Origin of the sequence: Haemophilus sp. C1 (assembly GCF_001276515.1) — a bacterium.
Taxonomy (GTDB): Bacteria; Pseudomonadota; Gammaproteobacteria; order Enterobacterales; family Pasteurellaceae; genus Haemophilus.
Genome location: NZ_LDVZ01000001.1, coordinates 96207 through 118483, shown reverse-complemented (window position 1 = coordinate 118483; position 22277 = coordinate 96207). Strand labels below are relative to the sequence as shown.

General features: G+C 37.4%; 23 protein-coding genes and 1 pseudogene. 22 read left to right on the top strand and 2 right to left on the bottom strand.

The window, feature by feature from the left end:
* Positions 1 to 10: 10 nt before the first annotated feature.
* The gene (gene dapB, locus ABW51_RS00675; protein ID WP_053465124.1) at positions 11 to 823 is read left to right on the top strand and encodes a 4-hydroxy-tetrahydrodipicolinate reductase; all 813 of its coding nucleotides are present in this window, start codon (positions 11 to 13) and stop codon (positions 821 to 823) included.
* Here the strand turns inward: dapB and yfaE are convergent.
* Positions 818 to 1066 (bottom strand): class I ribonucleotide reductase maintenance protein YfaE, encoded by a 249-nt coding sequence (yfaE, locus tag ABW51_RS00670; RefSeq protein WP_053465123.1) that lies wholly within the window; start codon positions 1064 to 1066, stop codon positions 818 to 820. The genes dapB and yfaE overlap by 6 nt on opposite strands.
* 48 nt (positions 1067 to 1114) lie before the next feature.
* Between yfaE and ABW51_RS00665 the strand changes: the two genes are divergently transcribed.
* The 8 genes from ABW51_RS00665 to ABW51_RS00630 all read left to right on the top strand — a co-directional run bounded on the left by ABW51_RS00665 (position 1115) and on the right by ABW51_RS00630 (position 8860).
* Positions 1115 to 1792, top strand: a complete 678-nt coding sequence (locus ABW51_RS00665; protein WP_231625687.1) for a hypothetical protein — start codon at positions 1115 to 1117, stop codon at positions 1790 to 1792.
* A gap of 147 nt (positions 1793 to 1939) precedes the next feature.
* Positions 1940 to 2929: a phenylalanine--tRNA ligase subunit alpha gene (gene pheS / locus ABW51_RS00660; RefSeq protein WP_053465121.1), complete on the top strand. Its 990-nt coding sequence runs from the start codon at positions 1940 to 1942 to the stop codon at positions 2927 to 2929.
* A 33-nt stretch (positions 2930 to 2962) separates the two neighbouring features.
* A complete protein-coding gene (pheT, locus tag ABW51_RS00655; RefSeq protein WP_053465120.1) occupies positions 2963 to 5350 on the top strand; it encodes a phenylalanine--tRNA ligase subunit beta in 2388 nt (795 codons plus the stop codon).
* A 1-nt stretch (position 5351) separates the two neighbouring features.
* Positions 5352 to 5642: an integration host factor subunit alpha gene (locus tag ABW51_RS00650; RefSeq protein WP_005631730.1), complete on the top strand. Its 291-nt coding sequence runs from the start codon at positions 5352 to 5354 to the stop codon at positions 5640 to 5642.
* A gap of 51 nt (positions 5643 to 5693) precedes the next feature.
* Positions 5694 to 6179, top strand: a complete 486-nt coding sequence (locus ABW51_RS00645) for a C40 family peptidase (RefSeq protein WP_053465119.1) — start codon at positions 5694 to 5696, stop codon at positions 6177 to 6179.
* A 64-nt stretch (positions 6180 to 6243) separates the two neighbouring features.
* Complete coding sequence (locus ABW51_RS00640; protein WP_053465118.1) at positions 6244 to 7197, top strand: helix-turn-helix transcriptional regulator; 954 nt, start codon at positions 6244 to 6246, stop codon at positions 7195 to 7197.
* A 58-nt stretch (positions 7198 to 7255) separates the two neighbouring features.
* Positions 7256 to 8146, top strand: a complete 891-nt coding sequence (locus tag ABW51_RS00635; protein ID WP_053465117.1) for a 5' nucleotidase, NT5C type — start codon at positions 7256 to 7258, stop codon at positions 8144 to 8146.
* 3 nt (positions 8147 to 8149) lie between these two features.
* Positions 8150 to 8860 (top strand): SIR2 family NAD-dependent protein deacylase, encoded by a 711-nt coding sequence (locus tag ABW51_RS00630; RefSeq protein ID WP_053465116.1) that lies wholly within the window; start codon positions 8150 to 8152, stop codon positions 8858 to 8860.
* Between the two features lie 48 nt (positions 8861 to 8908).
* Here the strand turns inward: ABW51_RS00630 and rhuM are convergent, their stop codons facing one another.
* Positions 8909 to 9907, bottom strand: a complete 999-nt coding sequence (rhuM, locus tag ABW51_RS00625) for a virulence protein RhuM/Fic/DOC family protein (protein ID WP_053465115.1) — start codon at positions 9905 to 9907, stop codon at positions 8909 to 8911.
* A gap of 219 nt (positions 9908 to 10126) precedes the next feature.
* Here rhuM and ABW51_RS00620 point away from each other — a divergent pair, with 219 nt between their 5' ends.
* The 13 genes and pseudogenes from ABW51_RS00620 to ABW51_RS00560 all read left to right on the top strand — a co-directional run bounded on the left by ABW51_RS00620 (position 10127) and on the right by ABW51_RS00560 (position 22250).
* Complete coding sequence (locus tag ABW51_RS00620; protein ID WP_038439774.1) at positions 10127 to 10327, top strand: DNA translocase FtsK; 201 nt, start codon at positions 10127 to 10129, stop codon at positions 10325 to 10327.
* Complete coding sequence (locus ABW51_RS00615; RefSeq protein WP_053465114.1) at positions 10324 to 11169, top strand: SIR2 family NAD-dependent protein deacylase; 846 nt, start codon at positions 10324 to 10326, stop codon at positions 11167 to 11169. The genes ABW51_RS00620 and ABW51_RS00615 overlap by 4 nt, the downstream gene beginning before the upstream one ends.
* Positions 11169 to 11921: a PP2C family protein-serine/threonine phosphatase gene (locus ABW51_RS00610; RefSeq protein ID WP_053465113.1), complete on the top strand. Its 753-nt coding sequence runs from the start codon at positions 11169 to 11171 to the stop codon at positions 11919 to 11921. The genes ABW51_RS00615 and ABW51_RS00610 overlap by 1 nt, the downstream gene beginning before the upstream one ends.
* Before the next feature lie 18 nt (positions 11922 to 11939).
* A complete protein-coding gene (locus tag ABW51_RS00605; protein WP_053465112.1) occupies positions 11940 to 13175 on the top strand; it encodes a PD-(D/E)XK nuclease family protein in 1236 nt (411 codons plus the stop codon).
* Positions 13176 to 13238: 63 nt separating this feature from the next.
* Positions 13239 to 15289, top strand: a pseudogene (locus tag ABW51_RS00600) (AAA family ATPase).
* Between the two features lie 194 nt (positions 15290 to 15483).
* Positions 15484 to 17163: a solute:sodium symporter family transporter gene (locus ABW51_RS00595; protein WP_053465111.1), complete on the top strand. Its 1680-nt coding sequence runs from the start codon at positions 15484 to 15486 to the stop codon at positions 17161 to 17163.
* Positions 17163 to 18608, top strand: coding sequence for a sulfatase-like hydrolase/transferase (locus tag ABW51_RS00590; protein WP_053465110.1), 1446 nt, complete (start codon positions 17163 to 17165; stop codon positions 18606 to 18608). Before ABW51_RS00595 ends, ABW51_RS00590 begins: the two co-directional genes overlap by 1 nt.
* An 84-nt stretch (positions 18609 to 18692) precedes the next feature.
* Positions 18693 to 19505, top strand: coding sequence for a D-hexose-6-phosphate mutarotase (locus ABW51_RS00585; protein WP_053465109.1), 813 nt, complete (start codon positions 18693 to 18695; stop codon positions 19503 to 19505).
* A gap of 150 nt (positions 19506 to 19655) precedes the next feature.
* Complete coding sequence (gene infC / locus ABW51_RS00580; RefSeq protein ID WP_197271839.1) at positions 19656 to 20180, top strand: translation initiation factor IF-3; 525 nt, start codon at positions 19656 to 19658, stop codon at positions 20178 to 20180.
* A 210-nt stretch (positions 20181 to 20390) separates the two neighbouring features.
* Entirely contained in the window at positions 20391 to 20588 is a 198-nt protein-coding gene (gene rpmI / locus ABW51_RS00575) for a 50S ribosomal protein L35 (protein WP_005596065.1), read from the top strand.
* A gap of 65 nt (positions 20589 to 20653) precedes the next feature.
* Complete coding sequence (gene rplT, locus ABW51_RS00570) at positions 20654 to 21007, top strand: 50S ribosomal protein L20 (RefSeq protein WP_005596075.1); 354 nt, start codon at positions 20654 to 20656, stop codon at positions 21005 to 21007.
* A 337-nt stretch (positions 21008 to 21344) separates the two neighbouring features.
* On the top strand, positions 21345 to 21656 hold the full coding sequence (locus ABW51_RS00565; protein WP_053465107.1) for a tetratricopeptide repeat protein: 312 nt from the start codon (positions 21345 to 21347) through the stop codon (positions 21654 to 21656).
* Between the two features lie 12 nt (positions 21657 to 21668).
* Complete coding sequence (locus ABW51_RS00560) at positions 21669 to 22250, top strand: hypothetical protein (RefSeq protein WP_053465106.1); 582 nt, start codon at positions 21669 to 21671, stop codon at positions 22248 to 22250.
* Positions 22251 to 22277 lie beyond the last annotated feature (27 nt).

The window sequence follows — 22277 nt, the reverse complement described above, 5'->3', positions numbered from 1 at the left end:
AGGAAGTAACATGACATTAAAAATTGCAATCGCCGGCGCTGGCGGAAGAATGGGGCGTCAATTAATTCAAGCGGTTCATTCTGCGGAAGGCGTAGAACTAGGAGCGGCTTTTGAACGCAAAGGATCATCTTTAGTCGGAACAGATGCGGGAGAATTGGCAGGAATTGGTCAAATTGGTGTAATAGTTTCGGACGATCTTGAATGCGAAAAAGATAAATTCGATTTATTAATTGATTTTACTCGACCAGAAGGCACCCTTGAGCATATTGAATTTTGCGTAGCGAATAATAAAAAAATGGTTATTGGCACAACAGGTTTTGATGAAAATGGTAAAGTGGCGATTAAAGCAGCTTCAGATAAAATTGCTATTGTGTTTGCATCAAATTTCAGTGTCGGTGTGAATTTAGTCTTCAAACTTTTAGAAAAAGCGGCAAAAGTGATGGGCGATTATTGCGATATTGAAGTGATCGAAGCTCATCACCGTCATAAAGTTGATGCGCCATCTGGCACCGCACTTTCTATGGGTGAACATATCGCAAAAACCTTAGGTCGCGATTTAAAAACTCACGGAGTCTTCTGCCGTGAAGGAATTACAGGAGAACGTAAACGCGATGAAATTGGTTTTTCAACTATTCGCGCTTCGGATGTGGTGGGGGAACACACGGTTTGGTTTGCAGATATTGGCGAACGCGTTGAAATTTCCCATAAAGCATCAAGTCGTATGACTTTCGCTAATGGTGCAGTGCGTGCTGGTAAATGGTTAGAAAATAAGGCGAATGGCTTATTTGATATGACGGATGTATTAGATTTAAATAATTTATAAATCAATTTCAATGTCACTTTCTACGTGACAGCAGCATAATAAAATTTCATCAGATTGAATAAAGGCAAGGGGCGTATCTTTATAGGATACCTTGCCTTTTTTGATCTTCACACGACAAGAACCACAATAGCCACTACGGCATTGATATTCATGATGAATATTATTTTTCTCGAGATGATCAAGTAAACTTGTTTCATTATTGAATTCTAATGTGGTTTTACTGTAGATTAGATGAATTTTCATAATAACAATGCAGTGAAATTTGCTGGGCATTATATAAGGAAAATCCATATGTTAAAAATACTGTGTTTTATAACCGCACTTTTTATTACTGCTTGTAGTTCTATTAGCAAAGAACCAGTGAAGACAGTGAATGTTTATATCAAACCTTATTATTCTGCTGAAAATGGAAAAGCAGAAAATGTATTTGTACATAAAGAAATTGATCCGATGCTACGTGAAAATACGCTAAAAGGTTATAAAAGTGCGGTAAAATTTGTAGAAGAAAATCCAGCTCGCATTTCACCAATGACAATGTTTACCTTAGCTGCTCGGGCTTACGATTTTGGCTTAAGAGATGAAGCGGTTACTTGGTTTTATCGTGGACAAAACCGTTTGATTACCGCACTTTATGTGTTGGATTTACCAAAACAAACGGTGCAGGATAATACAGGGTTCAGCCATGTTGTAGGGCAGTTTGTTAATGCTTATGCGTTTTGTAATTTTGATAAACAAAGTCGTGCTGCAGAAAACGCGATGAAATGGACAATTACGCATCCTTATGAAGTGATTTTCTTACCAGCATTGCCCTCAAAATTTGCAGATCGTCAAAAAGCGTTAAAAGAAGCAGAAACAAAATTAGTTCAACGTTTACAGGAACAAGCACGTTTTTTTGCTAATCCAAAAAATAAAGAAAAATGGCAAAAAGAGCGGTCAGAAAATTTTGTGAATGAACGATTTTGTTGGTAACAAGACAAAATGGAATAGCGATAACGTTATTCCATTTTATTTTTGATAAACCAATGATTTTTCGTATTATTCTTTTACTTTTTAAGGACTTGGTATTATCATTACTCGGTTTTTTATTTTATAGAGAAAAGAGAAGCAGGGGAAACTATGCAACATCTGAACGAGCTTGTTGAGAAAGCGAAATTAGCGATTGAATCCATTCAGGATAAAAGTTTAACGGCTTTGGATGAAATCCGTGTCGAATATTTTGGTAAGAAAGGGCATTTTACTCAATTAATGCAAGAATTGCGTAATGTGTCAGCAGAACAACGTCCGGCTATGGGCGCAAAAATTAACGAAGCAAAACAAGCTGCGTTAGAATTTTTAAATGCAAAAAAAACGGAGTGGGAACAGGCTGAACTTAACGCAAAATTAGAAAAAGAACGTGTTGATGTCAGTTTACCAGGTCGCAAAGTTGAAACCGGTGGCTTACACCCAGTTACCATGACGATTAATCGTGTAACAAAATTTTTCTCAGAACTTGGCTTTTCAGTTGAAAATGGCCCTGAAATTGAAAGTGATTATTACAACTTCGATGCTTTAAATATTCCTAAACATCATCCAGCACGTGCGGATCACGATACTTTCTGGTTTAATCCAGAATTATTACTCCGCACTCAAACCTCTGGCGTGCAAATTCGTACTATGGAAAAAATGCAGCCGCCAATTCGCATTATGGCTCCAGGACGTGTATATCGTAATGACTACGATCAAACGCACACACCAATGTTCCATCAAATTGAACTACTTTATGTGGATAAAAAAGCAAATTTCACAGAATTAAAAGGTTTATTGCACGATTTCTTACGCGCTTTCTTTGAAGAAGATTTACAAGTGCGTTTCCGTCCATCTTATTTCCCGTTTACTGAACCTTCAGCAGAAGTGGATGTGATGGGGAAAAACGGTAAATGGTTAGAAGTGTTGGGCTGCGGTATGGTGCATCCAAATGTGTTGCGTAATGTTGGTATTGATCCGAATGAATATTCTGGTTTTGCAGTGGGAATGGGCGTTGAGCGTTTAACAATGTTACGTTATAACGTAACAGATTTACGTTCGTTCTTTGAAAACGACTTACGTTTCTTAAAACAATTTAAGTAATTTCTCGGATTTGAATTAAAAGGATAACAACAAATGAAATTTAGTGAACAGTGGGTAAGAGAATGGGTGAACCCTGCGGTGTCCACCGAGCAATTATGCGAGCAAATTACTATGCTTGGCTTAGAAGTCGATGACGTAGAAACCGTTGCGGGTAAATTTAATGGTGTCGTTGTGGGTGAAGTGGTGGAATGTGCACAACATCCAGATGCGGATAAATTACGTGTAACTAAAGTGAACGTAGGCGGTGATCGTTTATTGGATATCGTGTGTGGCGCACCAAATTGTCGTCAAGGCTTAAAAGTCGCTTGCGCAACAGAAGGTGCGGTATTACCGGGCGATTTCAAAATTAAGAAAACGAAATTACGTGGTCAACCATCAGAAGGAATGCTTTGTTCATTTTCTGAATTAGGTATTGATGTTGAAGCGGATGGTATTATTGAATTGCCACTTGATGCACCAATCGGTACAGATTTACGTGAATATTTAGGTTTAAATGATAATGCCATCGAAATTAGCTTAACGCCAAACCGCGCGGATTGTTTGAGCATTGCGGGTATTGCGCGTGAAATTGGTGTGGTAAATAAACAGCCAGTAAATCAACCGCACTTTGAAGCGGTGCCAGCAACAATTTCTGATAAAGTTCAAATTGATTTACAAGCACCAGAAGCGTGCCCGCGTTATTTATTACGTGTGATAAAGAACGTCAATGTAAAAGCACAATCGCCAATGTGGATGCAAGAAAAATTGCGTCGTTGTGGTATTCGTTCTATTGATCCTATTGTTGATATTACTGACTACATTTTGCTTGAACTTGGTCAGCCAATGCACGCGTTTGATGCGGCTGAAGTGGCACAACCCGTTCAAGTTCGTTTAGCAAAAGAAGGTGAAGAATTAGTATTATTAGATGGTTCAACTGCAAAACTTCAATCAAATACTTTATTAATTGCTGACCAAAATGGGCCTTTAGCAATGGCAGGGATCTTTGGTGGTGCTGCAAGTGGCGTGAATAGTGAAACGAAAGATGTCATTTTAGAATCCGCATTTTTCGCTCCATTAGCGATTGCAGGCCGTGCAAGACAATATGGTTTACATACTGATGCATCGCACCGTTTTGAACGTGGTGTGGATTTTGAATTAGCCCGTAAAGCTATGGAACGAGCAACCGCATTATTACTTGAAATCTGTGGTGGTGAAGCGGGTGAGATTTGCGAAGCAAGTAGTGAAACTCATCTTCCTAAAGTCAATACAGTTCAACTTCGCCGTAGTAAATTAGATGCACTTTTAGGTCATCATATTGAAACAGAAAGCGTAACAGAAATTTTCCACCGTCTTGGTTTCGATGTTACTTATGCAAATGATATTTGGACGGTAACTTCTGCAAGCTGGCGTTTTGATATTGAAATTGAAGAAGATTTAATTGAGGAAGTGGCGCGTATTTATGGTTATAACAGCATTCCAAACAATGCGCCATTAGCGCATCTCCGTATGCGTGAGCACAAAGAATCTGATTTAGATTTAGCTCGAATTAAGGCCGCACTTGTGGATGCAGATTATCAAGAAGCCATTACTTATAGCTTTGTGGATCCAAAAATTCAAAGTTTATTACATCCACATCAAGAAGCACTTGTTTTGCCAAACCCAATTTCTGTGGAAATGTCCGCAATGCGCGTGTCTTTAATGAGTGGTTTATTAGGTGCAGTGCTTTATAACCAAAATCGCCAACAATCCCGTGTTCGTTTATTTGAAACAGGATTACGTTTTGTACCAGATGCCAATGCAGAATTTGGTGTACGTCAAGAATTTGTTTTAAGTGCGGTGATTACTGGAACGGCAAAATCTGAACATTGGGCAGGTAAAGCAGAATCTATTGATTTCTTTGATCTTAAAGGCGATTTAGAATCAGTACTTTCTTTAACAGAATGTGGTAATAGAGTTCGTTTTGTTGCAAAACAATTTGATGCATTACACCCTGGCCAATCGGCTGCTATTGAATTAGATGGTCAAGAAATTGGATTTATTGGCGCAATTCATCCATCTATTAGCCAAAAACTTGGCTTAAATGGCAAAACTTTTGTATTTGAAATTCTTTGGAATGCAATTGCGGCACGTAATGTGGTGCAAGCAAAAGAAATTTCTAAATTCCCAGCAAACCGTCGTGATTTAGCTTTAGTCGTCGCAGATAGCGTACCAGCAGGGGAATTGATCGCAGCATGTAAACAAGCAGGCGGCGAAAAATTGGTGCAAGTGAATTTGTTCGATGTATATCAAGGTGTGGGCGTCGCTGAAGGCTATAAGAGTTTAGCGATTAGCTTGACTGTCCAAGATAATGAAAAAACACTTGAAGATGAAGAAATTAATGCAGTGATTTCAGCAGTATTAGCGGAGGTAAAACAACGCTTTAATGCTGAATTAAGGGATTAATATGGCTACGATAACCAAAATTGATATTATTGAATATTTAAGCGATAAATATCACTTATCTAAACAAGATACGAAAAATGTGGTGGAGAACTTTTTAGAAGAGATTCGTTCATCGCTAGAATCTGGTCATGATGTGAAATTATCAGGATTTGGTAATTTTGAACTACGTGATAAGTCATCTCGCCCGGGGCGTAACCCGAAAACTGGTGATGTTGTGCCAGTTTCTGCTCGCCGAGTGGTGACATTTAAACCAGGGCAAAAGTTACGTGCTCGTGTAGAAAAAACTAAATAGTAAGCAACAAAAGTGCGGTGAATTTCTACCGCACTTTTCATATGAAAAGGTATGAAAGTATATAAATCATTTTTAATCGCTATTGCCTCGTTGTTTTTATTCGCTTGTTCCAGTTTTCAAAACGATGATTATGCGATGAACTATAAAGGCCAAATCGGCGATCCTATTATGGCTATAGCTATGTTGAGCGAACAACAACATGAATGGGCAGGAACGCCTTATGTGCTCGGTGGTGTTTCACGTCATGGCGTAGATTGTTCTGGTTTTGTGCAGAAAACTTTCTTCGATCGTTTTAATCTTCGTTTACCAAGAAGTACAACTGAACAAGCCAATTATGGTAAACATGTCCGCAAAGAAGATATTCAAACAGGTGATTTAATTTTCTTTAAAACTGGCCGAGGCCCTAATGGTTATCATGTAGGAATTTATGTAAAAGAAGACAAATTCCTTCATGCTTCCACCAGAGGGGGGGTTGTCTATTCTTCAATGAATAACCCTTATTGGTCGAAAGCCTTCTGGCAAGTCAGACGGATTTAAAAAGTATAATGCTGGAATTTTCCAGCATTTTTTATAATGATTTTTTTCAAATTTGGGAGATAAAATGTCCTCAAACTTAACCGCACTTCAAATTCAACTTGAAATTTTACGCCTTATTCCAAAAACACGTTTTATTACCGCAGAAGAAATCTTACAAAAACTTGCTGATATTGGTGTTCAACGTGATATTCGTTCAATTCAACGCTTGCTAGAGAGCTTATCTCAACAGTTTGAAATTGAACGTGATATGCGTGATAAACCTTATGGCTACCGATGGAAATCAAATGCTAAAGGCTTGGATTTACCAATTTTAAATGAACAGCAATCACTTGTGCTTATGCTTGCTAAACAATATCTCAATGGCATTTTGCCTTATAGTATTATGAGTTCAATGGAAGCGTTCTTTCAACAGGCCGAATATAATTTGGTTTATGACAGCCATAAAAAATCAGGGGCAGAATGGCTTAATAAAGTTGCTATTGCGCCAACTAGTCAGCCGTTATTACCTGCCAAAATCAATCCAGAAATTTTTTCTCAAATTAGTACCGCACTTTATCAAAATCGATTTTTACAGGTGCATTATCGGAGTATTCTCGGTAAAGAACATAAGGCACAGGTCAAGCCATTGGCTTTGGTACAACAAGGGCCAAGTAGCTATTTAGTCGCACAATATGAGAATGGCGATATTTTACACCTTGCTTTGCATCGCTTGCTTGAGGTAACAGTGAGTACAATGATATTTGAACGCCCTGATTTTAATTTGAAATCTTATGTAGAAAGCCAAAAGTTTGGTTTTACCCATGGTCGAAAAATCCGATTAACTTTCCGCATTAATAAAGATATTGGTAGATTTTTAACAGAAACACCATTATCAACGGATCAAACTGTGAAAGATTCTGGGGATAATTATGAAATTTCAGCAACTGTGATCGAAAGTCAAATGCTGGAGTGGTGGATAGCTCACTTTGGTGAAAATTATCAAGAAATTGAGCGTGTATATTTAGAAGAAACAGTATAACGACATAAATTGTCGCTTTGCGCTTTATGATAAATCTATCTGAAGAGAGGACATTCAAATGAAACAGATTGTGTACATTGATATGGATAATGTGATGGTAGATTTTCCATCAGGTATTGCAAAACTAGATGATAAAACCAAGCGAGAATATGAAGGTCGATATGATGAAGTAGAGGGTATTTTTAGCTTAATGGAGCCGATGCCTAACGCGATTTCTGCGGTGCATAAATTGATGAAAAAATATCATATTTATGTGCTTTCTACTGCTCCTTGGCATAATCCTTCCGCTTGGAGTGATAAAGTAAAATGGATTCAACATTATTTCGGTGAAGAAAAAGGTTCAGCCTTATACAAACGATTGATTTTATCCCATCATAAAAATCTCAACCAAGGTGATTATTTAATTGATGATCGCACTAAAAATGGTGCTGGCAAATTTCAAGGCGAACATGTTCATTTTGGTACAGAACAATTTGCTAATTGGAATTGTGTCTTATCTTACTTAGGCTGTGGGCCTTTTGCACCAAGTGATATTTTGCAAGATTGTTTGAAAAAGCCTGCCGCCCTTGTACAAGTTGAAAATGAGGAACAAAGTCGAATCATTGGTGCTTTTGCAGATCGCTATAAATGGCAAGTGTTTAATTTGGCATGTGTTTATGCGGATGAAACAGCAACCGAACACAGAACAGTCTATTTAATTATCAGCCCTTATCTCAGTGATGAATTTAAAATTCGTATTGAAGCTATGTGTGCTCATATTCAAGCGAAATATGAAGTGTTATTACGCTCAAAATCACTGCTAAAACAATATTTCCAACGCCTTTCAGAGAAGCCATTCTTGCATATTGAAAGCTATACTTATCAACCCCTTTATAAAGCGGGGAATATATTTGGCATGATGGCGAGAGATAGAGCGATTGATGAAATTTTACGACAAAAAGGAGCCTGAAAAATGACAGAGAAAAATAAACCAATTTGTGTAGTATTAACCGGTGCTGGCATAAGTGCAGAAAGTGGCATTCCAACTTTTAGATCTGAAGATGGATTATGGGCAGGGCATAAAGTAGAAGAAGTTTGCACGCCTGAAGCTTTAAAGAAAAACCGTGCAAAAGTATTGGCGTTTTATAATGAACGACGTCGTAATGCTCAAGCTGCAGAGCCTAATGCAGCACACTTGGCTTTGGTTGAATTGGAAGCGTTTTATGAAGTTCATATAATCACTCAAAATGTGGATGATTTACATGAGCGAGCGGGAAGTACGAACGTACTCCATTTACATGGAGAATTGAATAAAGCTCGCAGCAGTTTTAATACCGATTACATTGTTCCATGTTTGGGTAATCAACTGTTAGAGGATAAGGATAATCACGGTCATCCAATGCGTCCACATATAGTCTTTTTTGGGGAAAATGTACCAATGTTTCCTAAAGCAGAAAAGTTAGTGAAAAAGGCAGATATTGTGATTGTTATTGGCACTTCATTACAAGTTTATCCAGCTAATGGATTGGTAAATCTCGCTCCATACGGTTCACTTATCTATTTGATCGATCCTAATCCCAATACAGGATTTGTTCGTAAGCAAGTGATTGCAATAAAAGAAAAAGCGGGTGAGGGCGTTCCGAAAGTGGTAGCTGAGTTATTGGAGAAAATTAAAAAATCATAGAAAAACACCCGCACTTTTTAAATAAATAGCGACTTCGGTCGATATTTATCATTTTTTCTCTTGCTTAAGCATATGCATAATAAGCCTAATAAGCGTTTCTTTTTGTTTCGGATCAGATTCTGCAACTAATAAAGTGAGTGCTGCAAGCCCAGTATCATTGATAACCGGATGCCCATTATGATCAAACAAACGTCCATTTCTATGTAAGAAATCCACAAATAAAAATGCGCCACTTCGTTTATTACCATCTGAAAAAGGATGATTCTTAACCACAAAATAAAGTAAATGTGCCGCTTTTGCTTCAATGCTTGGATAAGCGGGTTCACCAAATACACTTTGATCTAAATTGCCTAAAATCGCAGATAAGCCGTTATCTCGTTCACGTCCAAACAGATCACTTGCTTCACCTTTTGCCATCAGCTGTAATTTTAACTCTGCTAGTGCAGAACAAGCCTCGACATAAGTCGGTAATGTACCGCCTTGCTGTGTTTTTGGTTCGGTAAGTAAACCTTCATCATATTGTTGTAGCCATAAAAAGGCATGCGTATAACGGCTGACAATATCCACTAATCCATGACCGCTTTCTAGTGTTAATTCTGATGAGTTTGCCGTTTTTTGAATAAGAGCAAGTGCTTGTTCTAATTCGTGAGCATTTTGCTGTAAACGTTTTTGGTTAATGGTATAGCCTTGAGTCAGATATTCCTTTAAACGTGCAGTTGCCCAACGGCGGAAACTAATGCCTTGTTTAGATTTTACTCTATAACCAACAGAGATAATCATATCTAAATCATAATGCTCAATTTCACGATTGACTTGGCGTTTACCTTCTTGGCGAACTATCCGGAATTTCCGGATAGTTGATTCTTTCTCAAGTTCCTCGTCATCAAATATATTGGTAATGTGCTCATTGATGGTGCGAATATCTTTACCAAATAACATTGCCATCTGCCCCTGGGAAAGCCAAACGGTGTCATTTTCAAATCTCACTTCTACTTGCGTTGTGCCATCTTGAGCTTGGTAAATTTCAATCTGATTTTGATGATTCATATTCTTTTCCTTAATAAAGTTACATGTATATATAACCAGATAAATATACATATTGCAATAAGGATAATCTTATTTGTAAAAGATCTTTTAAAAATAACCGCTTTCAACATTCGCAAACGACACAAATTGTCGCTTCCTTTCATATAATTTCTCCACAAAGAGAAATTCTTTACTTCTTACATATCTATCAAGCCTTTAATTAAGAAAAAGGAGCAAATAATGGCAATGAAAGTAATTATGGCAAGAGATCCACTTTTTGAGGATGTAAAAAAATTTGTGCAACAACAAAAAGTTGCATCTTGCTCGATGATTCAACGCAGATTTATGTTGGGTTTTAATCGAGCCGGACAAATTTTAGAACAGTTGGAACAAGCGGGTATTATTTCACCAATGAAAAATGGACAGAGAAAAGTATTATGAAAAATGATTTAAATTATGCAGTAGAACTTATTCGCAAAGCGGATGGCATTTTAATTACAGCTGGTGCGGGTATGAGCGTGGATTCTGGGCTGCCCGATTTCCGCAGCGTTGGTGGATTTTGGAATGCTTATCCTATGTTTAAAGAACATAATATATCTTTTGAAGACATCGCGACACCACTAGCTTATAAGCATAATCAGGAACTTGCCTATTGGTTTTATGGACATCGATTAGTTCAATACCGAAATACTATTCCTCATGAAGGGTATCAGATTTTAAAACGCTGGGCGGAAGCTAAATCTCACGGATATTTTGTTTTTACCAGTAATGTTGATGGGCATTTTCAAAAGGCTGGTTTTGATGATAGCCACGTTTATGAAGTACACGGTACTTTGGAGCGTCTTCAGTGTGTCAATAATTGTCGAGGATTAAGTTGGTCTGCATCAAGTTTTCAACCTGTCGTGGATAATGAAAACTTATGTTTAACCAGTGAAAAACCACATTGTCCTTATTGTGGGGGCTTTGCTCGTCAAAATGTACTAATGTTTAATGATTGGAGTTATGCAAGTCAATATCAGGATTTTAAAAAAGTGCGGTTAGAATCGTGGTTAAAAGAAGTGCAAAATCTCGTCGTCATTGAACTGGGTGCAGGGAAAGCCATTCCAACTGTGCGTCGATTTTCTGAACGTACGGCAAAAGCAAAAAAGGGCGGATTTATCCGTATTAACCCACAAGATGCAGGCGTGCCGAAAATGCACTTTTTAAGTCTAGAAATAAAGGCGTTAGAGGCTCTAAAAGCGATTGATCGCCTTCTAAATCCTTCTCAACAAGCGGTTGAATAATGGAAAACTTTTGCGAAATTACCTTCTGCCAACAAATTGGTAGCAACAAGCGACACAACCAAGATGCCCTTTTTAATGGCGAGGCGGTGTTTCAATATAAACTCAAAACAGCTGAAAAACGTCTTGAAACCCGACCGCACTTTATTGTGGGCGTGGCAGATGGTATTTCCAATAGCCTCCGACCTGAAAAAGCGAGCAGGTTGGCAATGCAATTATTAAGCAAGATGGAAAGCCTAAGTCGCCAAACGATCTACGATTTACAATCCAGTTTATCAGCAGAATTAGCGGAGGATTATTTCGGCTCAGCAACCACGTTTGTGGCGGCTGAAATTGAGCAAATAACCCGTAAAGCCAAAATTCTCAGCGTAGGCGATAGCCGTGCTTATTTAATTGACGCCCAAGGTAAATGGCAACAAATTACCCAAGATCATTCTATTCTGTCTGAATTATTGGCGGATTTTCCCGATAAAAAAGAAGAAGACTTTGCCACGATTTATGGCGGTGTTTCTTCTTGTTTAGTCGCCGATTATTCCGAATTCCAAGATAAAATTTTTTATCAAGAAATTGAAATTCAAAAAGGGGAAAGTTTATTACTTTGTTCTGATGGATTAACAGATGGACTTTCTGCTGAAGTAAGAGAAAAGATTTGGAAACAATATGATAATGATAAATCAAGATTGACGGTGTGTCGTAAATTAATTGCGAAACAAGGGTTTTACGATGATTTGTCTGTTATAATTTGCGAGTTTTAATTAACCTAAGGAGCCTCTATGGCAAGTAATATTAACCAATTTGTTGATTCCTTAATTTCTATCAATCAAGTGATAGAAAATTTTAGATTACAACGTGAAAAAACTGAACTATACGACTCGAATCGTTTTAATCCGTTTCAGTTTATGAGAACGGATGAGATGGGGTTATCAAAAATTCTTGCCTTTTTGCTAGATCCTAAAGAAGCTCATGGGCAAGGGGATTTGTTTTTAAATAGTTTTCTGAAGTATATTGAAAAACATAACTTCCTAGCATACGACAATATTCAGGTGTGTGTTGAAAAAACTACAAGTAAAAATCGTCGTCATGATATTTTTATTGAGGGATTTTTAAATAATAAACGTCGTTGGATCGTTTCAATTGAAAATAAGTTGAGATTTGCCAGTGACCAAGAAGAACAGTTAAAAGATTATCGAGATGATTTGGAGGGATATAGAGAAGTTGAATACTGTCTAATTTATCTTCCAGTTTTTAAGGAACCTCCTTCTGAAAACTCCATTCGAAAAAATGAATGGGAAGATCTGATTAGCGCGAAAAAAGCTATATTACTGTCAGCTAAGGATTTGCTTGATTGGCTAGATAACACATTAATTATAGCACCAGCAGTTAAACAATTTATTCAGGATTTAAAGAAATTTTTGAGTGAGGAACTTATGGGAAATACTGAAACTAATAATGAATTGGTTAATTATTTAATGAAAAATAATGATGTTTTATATTCTGCATTAAATGTTATTGCTTCACGTGAACAACTTTATGAAAAATTAATGACTATGTTGGTAGAACAATTACAGACTAGATTTGAATCTAATTACAATAAACTAAAAGATTATGGGTGGAAATGTAACTCTAATGGTGATATTGATGCTAAATATTTTGGTATTTTTATAGATCAAGGCGATACATCTTGGGGAGTTGGCATTGAATTTGATACAGCTGATTTGAGAGATGGGTATTATGGAGTGTATTGTCATAAAGATGAAAATGAGGAGTTATATGATCTAATATGGAATATTTTTGATAAAGCCAAACTAAGAACTCGTTTTAAATATACAAGGTTTTGGGTTATGTGGCGATGGCTAGATGGTCAGTTGATAAATTGGGATTCAGAAATTCTAAAAAAAATTCCTAATGGAGAATTAGCTGAACAAATTTTTGAGTTATGGAAACCCTTATTAGATACCATTACAGACAATCTAGATAAAATAAAAAAGCTGAATATTAAAAAATTCTAACGACACCTTTTGTCGCACCTCTCACTAAAATACTCCTTACTAACCCAGTAAGGAGTATTTTTTATGTCCGAATATAAATTAAATCTACCAACAGTGTCTTCTTATACTGAAAATATGATGCTCAAAATTTTATTTGAGCATAAAGGTTTTTCCGAAGTATTTCGGGAGAGTAGTTGGCGAAGCGATGAAATTGCTAGTGCGTTTGGACTGCCAGAAGAATTAGAGAATGATAAAAATTTACGCGCAGTTGCTCGTCAGCTTTTAAAAGCGCGTTATAAAACACTTCAAAAATCCACCGCACTTTTACCGGAGTTATGGAAACAGGCGTATGAAAATTTGGCAACGTTGGCAGAATTTTTGCAACTGAATCCCGTTGAACAGGAACTTCTCCGCTTTGCCATGCATTTACGCAGTGAAGGAGCTATGCGAGATTTGTTTGGCTACTTGCCGAAATCGGATTTACAAAGAACGGCGGCGATCATGGCGGATTTACTTAAACAACCGAAAAATCAGATTCTATCTGCCTTAAAGAAAGGCGGTAAACTCGATGCTTATGGCCTGATTGATCGCGATTATCGTCCCGATAGTGTGCATGATTATTTAGATTGGGGCGAAACCTTAGATTTTGATGAATTTGTGACACAACCATTAAACGAAAACGTCCTATTAAAATCTTGTACGGAAGCCGCTCAAGTGCCAAGTTTGCAACTGGATGATTTTACCCATATTGCCGGCATGAAAGAGATGATGTTGACCTATTTGCAACAGGCACTAAAACATTATCGGAAAGGCGTGAATCTTTTAATTTATGGTGTGCCGGACACCAGTAAAACCGAATTTGCTGGGTTGCTTGCACAGGCATTAGGGATTTCGGTGTATAACATTACTTATATGGATTCTGACGGAGATGTTGTGAAGGCAGAGCAACGCCTGAATTACAGCCGTCTTGCTCAAACGTTATTGAACGGGAAGCAGGCGCTTTTAATTTTTGATGAAATTGAAGATGTGTTTAACGGCTCGCTCATGGAGCGTTCTGTTGCACAAAAAAATAAAGCATGGACAAATCAGTTACTGGAGAATAATAACGTGCCGATGATTTGGTTATCGAATTCGGTTTCTGGCATAGATCCTGCTTTTTTACGCCGCTTTGATCTTATTTTAGAAATGCCAGATTTACCGTTAAAAAATAAGTCGGCACTGATTACGCAACTGACTGAGGGAAAATTAAGTCCAGCCTATGTACAGCATTTTGCTAAAGTGCGGTCATTAACGCCGGCGATTTTAAGTCGCACAATTCGGGTGGCAAAGGAACTCAATACATCAAATTTTGCGGAGACGTTGCTCATGATGTTTAATCAAACATTAAAATCGCAAAATAAACCGAAAATCGAACCGCTTGTTTTAGGCAAAGCCGACTATAACTTGGATTATGTGGCTTGTAATGACAATATTCATCGTATTAGTGAAGGGTTAAAACGGTCGAAAAAGGGCGAATTTGTTGCTATGGCCCGCTGGGAACAGGAAAAACTGCTTGGGCAGCATGGCTTGCAGAACAGTTGGATATGCCTCTGTTGTTAAAACAAGGCTCAGATTTACTTAATCCTTATGTGGGCGGGACAGAACAAAATATTGCTCAAGCCTTTGAACAAGCGAAAGCTGATAATGCGTTATTGGTGTTAGATGAAGTGGATACGTTCTTATTTTCTCGAGAGGGTGCAAATCGAAGCTGGGAGCGTTCACAAGTGAATGAAATGTTGACACAAATTGAACGCTTTGAAGGGCTGATGGTGGTATCAACAAATCTAATTGAGGTGCTTGATCCAGCAGACTTACGCCGTTTTGATTTAAAATTGAAGTTTGATTATTTAACGCTCAAACAACGTTTAGATTTTGCTAAACAACAAGCGGAAATTTTAGGGTTGCCGTTGTTATCAGAAGAGGATTTAAGTCAGATTGAATCGCTTAATTTGCTGACACCTGGTGATTTTGCTGCGGTGGCTCGTCGTCACCAATTTTCCCCTTTTCAAAAGGTTCAAGATTGGCTGAACGCATTACAAGGTGAATGTGAAGTGAAACCAGCGTTTTCTGCAACAACAAGACGAATAGGATTCTAATCAAAGTGCAGTCATAATTTTATGGTTTTTTTGACCACATTTTTTTAACTGCCAGAAGATAAAAACCATTGAATTTATCTTCAATTATTATTTCTGTGATCCACCTCACAATCTTAATATGACAATTATCATAACTCTTTAGAGAGCGTTATATTATCTTTACGCTATGTTGATCGATATAGGGAGGACAACATATGCTCATGACGATACTCAGCTTCCTCATTGTAACCGGTGTGGTTGCTTATATTTCTTGGTTAAAAACAAAAGGGGATGATTTAAAATCTTCAAAAGGATATTTTTTGGCAGGTCGTGGATTAAGCGGTTTGGTGATTGGTTGCTCAATGGTACTCACATCGCTTTCAACGGAACAACTTATCGGTGTCAATGCGGTGTCCTATAAAGGCAATTTCTCCGTGATTGCTTGGACAGTTCCAACGGTTATTCCGCTTTGTTTCTTGGCGCTTTATATGCTGCCGAAATATTTGCGTAACGGTTACACCACTGTGCCAGAGTTTTTTGAAAGCCGTTTTGACCGTCAAACACGTTTGATTATGTCAGCATTATTCTTGGTATTTTATCTTTTCATCGTAATTCCAACCGCACTTTACACTGGTGCAATCGCCTTCAATAAAATCTTTAACTTAGAAACTGCATTTGGCTTAAGCTATGGGGCAGCCATAACTTACACGGTTATTGCCATTGGTGTTGTAGGGGCTATTTATGCGATTTTTGGTGGTTTGAAAGCAGTGGCGGTATCAGACACGATCAATGCGGTGATTTTAGTCATTGGCGCATTGCTTGTCCCATTCTTTGCCTTGATGTATTTAGGCGATGGCAGTTTCTCCGAAGGTTTACACACAATCACAACAACGCACATTGAAAAATGGAATGCGATTGGTAGCGAAACAGATGCCACACCTTGGCCAACTATTTTCACAGGGATTATGGTTGTTCACTTTTTCTATTGGACAACCAACCAAGCTATCGTACAACGTTGCTTAGGTGCGAAAGACTTAAAATCTGGTCAAAAAGGGATTTTGATTGCGGCATTATTCTTATTAACTTTGCCGATTATTTTAAACCTTCCAGGTTTATTGAGTTTCCATATTTTAGGTGAAGGCGTAAATCCAATTGATGCCTCTTATCCATTATTAGTAAACAAAGTATTACCAACTTGGTTACAAGGTTTCTTTATTGCAGCATTATTTGGCGCAATTTTAAGTACCTTTAACTCATTCTTAAATTCAGCAGCAACCATTTACTGTAAAGATTTATTACCTTCTATCAGCAAAAAAGTGCGGTCAGAAGAAGAATTAATTTCTTACGCGAAAAAAGTTTCTACCATTATGGCAATTGTCACTATGATTTTCGCTCCGTTACTCATGTTTGGTACAGATGGTATTTTCTTAATCACTAAACGTTTCGCAGGATTTGTGAATATTCCAATAGTTGCTTTATTTGCCGTAGGTATGTTTAACAAAACTGTATCTGGCAAAGCGGCACGTATTGCTTTACTTACTCACGTTATCTTGTACTTCTGCATCGTTTGGGTGTTTAATGTCAAAATCAACTTTGTTTATGTTATGGGAGGATTATTCGTATTTGATGTCGTATTAATGCTCATCTTAGGACAATTCTTACGCCGTGAACCTTACATTGAAAACAAAGAAAACTTAGGTAACGTAGATTTAACTAACTGGAAATACTTAAAAGTAACCAGCGTGTCTTTAATCTTAGGTTTACTTGCGCTTTACACTTTCCTTTCACCACTTGGTATGGCATCAGAATCCGGCAATCCATCAATGGTGCTTGGCGTATGGGCGGTGTTACAAATTATCGTGTTATTTGTTGTACGAGATAAAGAGGCTAAATAATGAACATTATTTATATTCTACTGGATCAAATTCGTAAAGATATGTTGGGGCCTTATGGTCACCAAATTGTAAAAACCCCGAATTTAGATCGTTTGGCAAAAGATGGCGTTCGCTTTAATAACGCCTTCACTCCAGCGTCTGTTTGCGGTCCTGCACGCACTTCACTTTTTACCGGATTAATGCCGTCTTCTCACGGCATTATTAAAAATGGGGAAAAAGGCGGTACAGGTGAAATTAGCCAAGAAAAACCGAATATCGGTAAATTGGCTGGCTATAACACTTATGTTGTAGGGAAATGGCACGTAGGCACGAAATCCGTACCCGAAGATTACGGGATTAAAGGCCATAACTTTGATGGTTATGGCTATCCCGGTAGTGGAGTATATAAAAATTTAGTCTTCAACCAACCACCAACACATTCTAATCGTTATAAAGAATGGTTAGAAGAAAAGGGGTATGAAATCCCAGAAGTAAGCCGTGCCTACTTTGGTGATAACCCGCATTTACGGGTACAAGAACTTTGCGGTTTACTCTCAGGCACAAGAGATCAAACCATCCCTTATTTCATCATTGATGAAGCGAAAAAATATATTCAAGAATCATTAGATGAAGGCAAACCATTCTTTGCATGGATAAACTTCTGGGGGCCACACACGCCTTGTATCGTGCCAGAACCTTATTATTCAATGTATCGAAAAGAAGATGTGGTGCTTGATAAGAGTTTCTTTACACCGTTAGAGGGCAAACCAGGTCATTTCCGCACAATTTCAAAAATGTGGGGAATGTGGGAGGCGAGCGAAGATCATTGGAAAGAAGTCATTACAAAATTCTGGGGTTATATTACCTTAATTGATGATGCGATCGGTGAATTATTCGATTATCTTCAAAAACGCGGAATTTATGACCGCACTTTCTTGGTGGCTACGGCAGATCACGGCGATGCAATGGGCGCACATCGAATGATTGAAAAAGGGGAGTTTATGTTTGATACCACCTACAACATTCCGATGATTATCAAAGATCCAAACTCTAATCGTGTAAATCAAGAAGATGATAACCTTGTTTATCTTCACGATTTAACTTCAACAGTGTTCGATTTAGCCAATCAAAAAGTGCCAGAAAGTTTTGAAGGGCAGAGTATTCTCCCGATTATACGCCAACACCAAGATAACCAACGAAAAGGTGTGCTTGGTCAGCTTGCGGGGCATTTTGTGTATTTTGAACAACGTATGTGGCGTCGTAAAGATTACAAACTCGTATTTAATGCGACCGATGTGTGTGAACTTTATGACATACGTAATGATCCTGAAGAAATGCACAATTTGTTTTATGATCCGCAATACAACAGCATTAAAAAAGAAATGCTAGAAGAAATGCATGCTGAGATGAAACGTCTGAATGACCCACTGGAAAATTGGGTTTATCGAATTATTGACGAAATTTAACCAAAGTCGTAGATTAAGGGCGTATTTGATACGCCCTTTGTTATCTCTGAACCTTATTTATCTTTTAAAACCACAGGAATAAACATGAAAACAACATTACTAAAAACACTGACACCAGAGCTTCACCTTGTTCAACATAACAACATCCCAGTTCTTCACTTGAAACATGCGATTGGAACAGCAAAAATTTCCTTACAGGGGGCACAGCTTATAAGTTGGAAACCGCAAAATGCGAAGCAAGATGTATTATGGTTAAGTGAAGTAGAACCATTCGAAAATGGCAATGCTATTCGTGGTGGTGTACCGATTTGTTATCCTTGGTTTGGTGGCGTAAAACAACCTGCACACGGCACAGCTCGTATTCGCTTATGGCAGTTGAGTCATTACGATATTTCATCACATAAAGTGCGGTTAGAATTTGAGTTATTTTCTGATTTAAATATTATCGAAGCTAAAATTGTAATGGTATTTACAGACAAATGTCATTTAACTTTCACACATTATGGCGAAGAACCTGCACAAGCCGCATTGCATACCTATTTCAATATTGGGGATATTAATCAAGTGGAAGTACAGGGTTTACCTGAAACTTGTTTTAATAGCTTAAACCAACAACAAGAAAACGTTCCGTCACCGTGTCACATTTCTGAAAATGTTGATTGCATTTATTCCGCAGAAAAAATGCAGAATCAAATCGTAGATAAAAGTTTCAATCGTACGATTGCACTGCATCATCATAATGCAAGCCAATTTGTCCTTTGGAATCCTTGGCACAAGAAAACGAGTGGAATGACTGAAACAGGCTATCAAACGATGTTGTGCTTAGAAACTGCACGTATTCATCACTTGCTTAAATTTGGCGAAAGTTTAAGCGTAGAAATTTCCCTTAGAGGCTAAATTTTGTTGCATAAGTGGTGTGAATACTATAGAATTCGTGGGATTTTGCTCGTTCCTTACGGGCAACAAATTTGAAATCTTTTATTTTTAGCGAAAAGATTTTTACTATTAACCAATAGAAGGAATACGATTATTAAAACCGTAAAAAAAGTGCCGGCAGTAAATCGCCCAAACCGTATCAATGAAGAGATTCGTGTAAAAGAAGTTCGTTTAATTAACCAAGATGGTGAACAAGCAGGAATTGTTTCTATTCAACAAGCCCTAGAAATGGCAGAGCAAGCAGAGCTTGATCTTGTTGAAATTAGCCCAAATGCAGAGCCGCCGGTTTGCCGCATTATGAACTACGGTAAATTCCTTTACGAAAAAAGTAAAACCGCTAAAGAACAAAAGAAAAAACAAAAAGTTGTGCAAGTGAAGGAAATTAAATTCCGCCCGGGCACAGACGAAGGTGACTATCAAGTTAAATTACGCAGCTTAATCCGTTTCTTAGAAGACGGTGACAAAGCAAAAATTACCGTGCGTTTCCGTGGTCGTGAAATGGCTCATCAAGACATTGGTTTTGATGTGTTAGAGCGCGTTAAAAATGATTTAGCTGAAATTTCTGTGATTGAATCTGCGCCGGGTAAATTAGAAGGTCGTCAGGCTGTAATGGTGTTAGCACCGAAGAAAAAATAAGAATTTTGCTGAGATTTCTCAGCAAATCTTTTTGTTTAAGTTTGACTTAAATGAAAAGACAACTGCATGTTGGGCACACTACGCAGCCTAACTGCTTTTGAAAAGGCAATTTAATTTGCCTTATGATGGAAATGATCAGTGCTTCCAAGTAACTTTTTAAGTTCGCCTGATTATGTTGTTTTAAACGAAAAATGCGGAGTTATTTTAACAATGCCTAAAATCAAAACAGTACGCGGCGCAGCGAAGCGCTTCAAAAAAACTGCTTCTGGTGGTTTCAAGCGTAAACAATCTCACTTACGTCATATTTTGACTAAAAAAACAACTAAACGTAAACGTCATTTACGTCATAAATCAATGGTTGCGAAAGCAGACCAAGTTTTAGTAGTAGCTTGCTTACCATACGCATAAGCCGTTATTTAAGCAAAACGTACGATTAGTTCATTTTAGAAAAATATTACATAGGAGATTAAATAATGGCTCGTGTAAAACGTGGTGTTATTGCAAGAGCACGCCATAAGAAAGTTCTTAAGGCTGCTAAAGGTTATTATGGTGCACGTTCACGCGTGTATCGCGTTGCTTTCCAAGCGGTGATCAAAGCTGGTCAATACGCATATCGTGACCGTCGTCAGCGTAAACGTCAATTCCGTCAATTATGGATTGCACGTATCAACGCTGCAGCGCGTCAAAATGGTTTATCTTACAGCAAATTCATCAACGGCTTGAAAAAAGCATCCGTTGAAATCGACCGTAAGATTCTTGCTGATATCGCTGTATTCGACAAAGTAGCGTTCGCTGCATTAGTTGAAAAAGCAAAATCTGCACTTTAATTTTTTAAAGTTTAGATAAAAAAGAATTAGGACGCTGAAAAGCGTCCTTTTTTCATTATTATGATAGATAAGTCTATCTTTTCTATAAATTCTAAATTGATAATTTCGCTAAATTATCCTCCTAAAACCAGTGTGCGTTTTTTAGCCTATTTCTATCATTTTAAATGATTAAATATTAATAAGAAAAAAGCATTTTGTTAGTTATTTAAAGTTTAATTTTTAACCTTTTCGCACCCAGTATACTGGGTGTTGTTATCTCTTTACAGAGATAACAACAAAACATCTTGCTAAACAAAAAAGTTTGGTATTTCAATTAAGGTTAATTAATAGGTATGTTATGAAACTGACAAAAACACTTCTCACTAACGCATTGTTAGCTACTTCAATTTTTTCTTTTCAATCTACTGCTTGGGCAGATACCACAAGTCAATTTCAACAAGCTCTTAAAGCCTCTGAAAAAAATGACTATGAAACAGCCCTTAAACTTCTTCAACCTTTGGCTAAACAGGGACATACAGATAGCCAATATCTTTTAGGTCTTATGTATGCCGGAGGAATTGGGGTAAAAAGTAATATTTCTACTGCTAACAAATGGTTCCGTAAGGCTTGTGATAACGGTTATCAAAAAGCTTGCAAACATTTGCAATAGTGGAGATTCTTTATGAAGATTGAAAATACTAAAAAAGAAGTAAAAAGCTATAAGGGTATATTAACTAAATACCAAGCTTTACCAGAAAATATTCGAAAATATTTCGGACATATTCCAAAGTTGATTAATGATGATTATGAATATGAAATTGTCATAGCCTATCTTTTCTTAAAAATTGAACAAGGACAAAATAGATTACTTTATGGCGGATCTGTGAAGTGTTTAGGGGCTGAAGCAGAAGTAGCAACAAGCATTATTAATTATCATCATTTAAAGCGAAATGATTTTGGAAAAATTTACAATAATATTTTTGGATGTCCATTGCCTGAAAATATCAGTAAACAGCTTAAAAAAGCTGAAAACATACGAGATCGTGTTGTACACGGTAAAAAAGTTAAAGATGATGATTTACGAGACGCAATTATTGATTGTTTTGAATATGCGAGATTAATGAATCAAGAAATAGCAACTATTGCAGGCTTTACTCCTTTTGGCGATATGCGAGGCTTTAAAGGAAGAGCTGAATCTCTTAATAAAAATGTTACTCGTATTTTATTAAAAGGGGTGGGATTTGAAGGATTAAAGGAAACTTAATAACTACAGGAAAATATTATCTGAATA

Coding starts and splice junctions, on each gene's coding strand:
- dapB (WP_053465124.1), top strand. CDS start 11: ATGACATTAAAAATTGCAATCGCCGGCGCTGGCGGAAGAATGGGGCGT.
- yfaE (WP_053465123.1), bottom strand. CDS start 1,066: ATGAAAATTCATCTAATCTACAGTAAAACCACATTAGAATTCAATAAT.
- ABW51_RS00665 (WP_231625687.1), top strand. CDS start 1,115: ATGTTAAAAATACTGTGTTTTATAACCGCACTTTTTATTACTGCTTGT.
- pheS (WP_053465121.1), top strand. CDS start 1,940: ATGCAACATCTGAACGAGCTTGTTGAGAAAGCGAAATTAGCGATTGAA.
- pheT (WP_053465120.1), top strand. CDS start 2,963: ATGAAATTTAGTGAACAGTGGGTAAGAGAATGGGTGAACCCTGCGGTG.
- ABW51_RS00650 (WP_005631730.1), top strand. CDS start 5,352: ATGGCTACGATAACCAAAATTGATATTATTGAATATTTAAGCGATAAA.
- ABW51_RS00645 (WP_053465119.1), top strand. CDS start 5,694: ATGAAAGTATATAAATCATTTTTAATCGCTATTGCCTCGTTGTTTTTA.
- ABW51_RS00640 (WP_053465118.1), top strand. CDS start 6,244: ATGTCCTCAAACTTAACCGCACTTCAAATTCAACTTGAAATTTTACGC.
- ABW51_RS00635 (WP_053465117.1), top strand. CDS start 7,256: ATGAAACAGATTGTGTACATTGATATGGATAATGTGATGGTAGATTTT.
- ABW51_RS00630 (WP_053465116.1), top strand. CDS start 8,150: ATGACAGAGAAAAATAAACCAATTTGTGTAGTATTAACCGGTGCTGGC.
- rhuM (WP_053465115.1), bottom strand. CDS start 9,907: ATGAATCATCAAAATCAGATTGAAATTTACCAAGCTCAAGATGGCACA.
- ABW51_RS00620 (WP_038439774.1), top strand. CDS start 10,127: ATGGCAATGAAAGTAATTATGGCAAGAGATCCACTTTTTGAGGATGTA.
- ABW51_RS00615 (WP_053465114.1), top strand. CDS start 10,324: ATGAAAAATGATTTAAATTATGCAGTAGAACTTATTCGCAAAGCGGAT.
- ABW51_RS00610 (WP_053465113.1), top strand. CDS start 11,169: ATGGAAAACTTTTGCGAAATTACCTTCTGCCAACAAATTGGTAGCAAC.
- ABW51_RS00605 (WP_053465112.1), top strand. CDS start 11,940: ATGGCAAGTAATATTAACCAATTTGTTGATTCCTTAATTTCTATCAAT.
- ABW51_RS00595 (WP_053465111.1), top strand. CDS start 15,484: ATGCTCATGACGATACTCAGCTTCCTCATTGTAACCGGTGTGGTTGCT.
- ABW51_RS00590 (WP_053465110.1), top strand. CDS start 17,163: ATGAACATTATTTATATTCTACTGGATCAAATTCGTAAAGATATGTTG.
- ABW51_RS00585 (WP_053465109.1), top strand. CDS start 18,693: ATGAAAACAACATTACTAAAAACACTGACACCAGAGCTTCACCTTGTT.
- rpmI (WP_005596065.1), top strand. CDS start 20,391: ATGCCTAAAATCAAAACAGTACGCGGCGCAGCGAAGCGCTTCAAAAAA.
- rplT (WP_005596075.1), top strand. CDS start 20,654: ATGGCTCGTGTAAAACGTGGTGTTATTGCAAGAGCACGCCATAAGAAA.
- ABW51_RS00565 (WP_053465107.1), top strand. CDS start 21,345: ATGAAACTGACAAAAACACTTCTCACTAACGCATTGTTAGCTACTTCA.
- ABW51_RS00560 (WP_053465106.1), top strand. CDS start 21,669: ATGAAGATTGAAAATACTAAAAAAGAAGTAAAAAGCTATAAGGGTATA.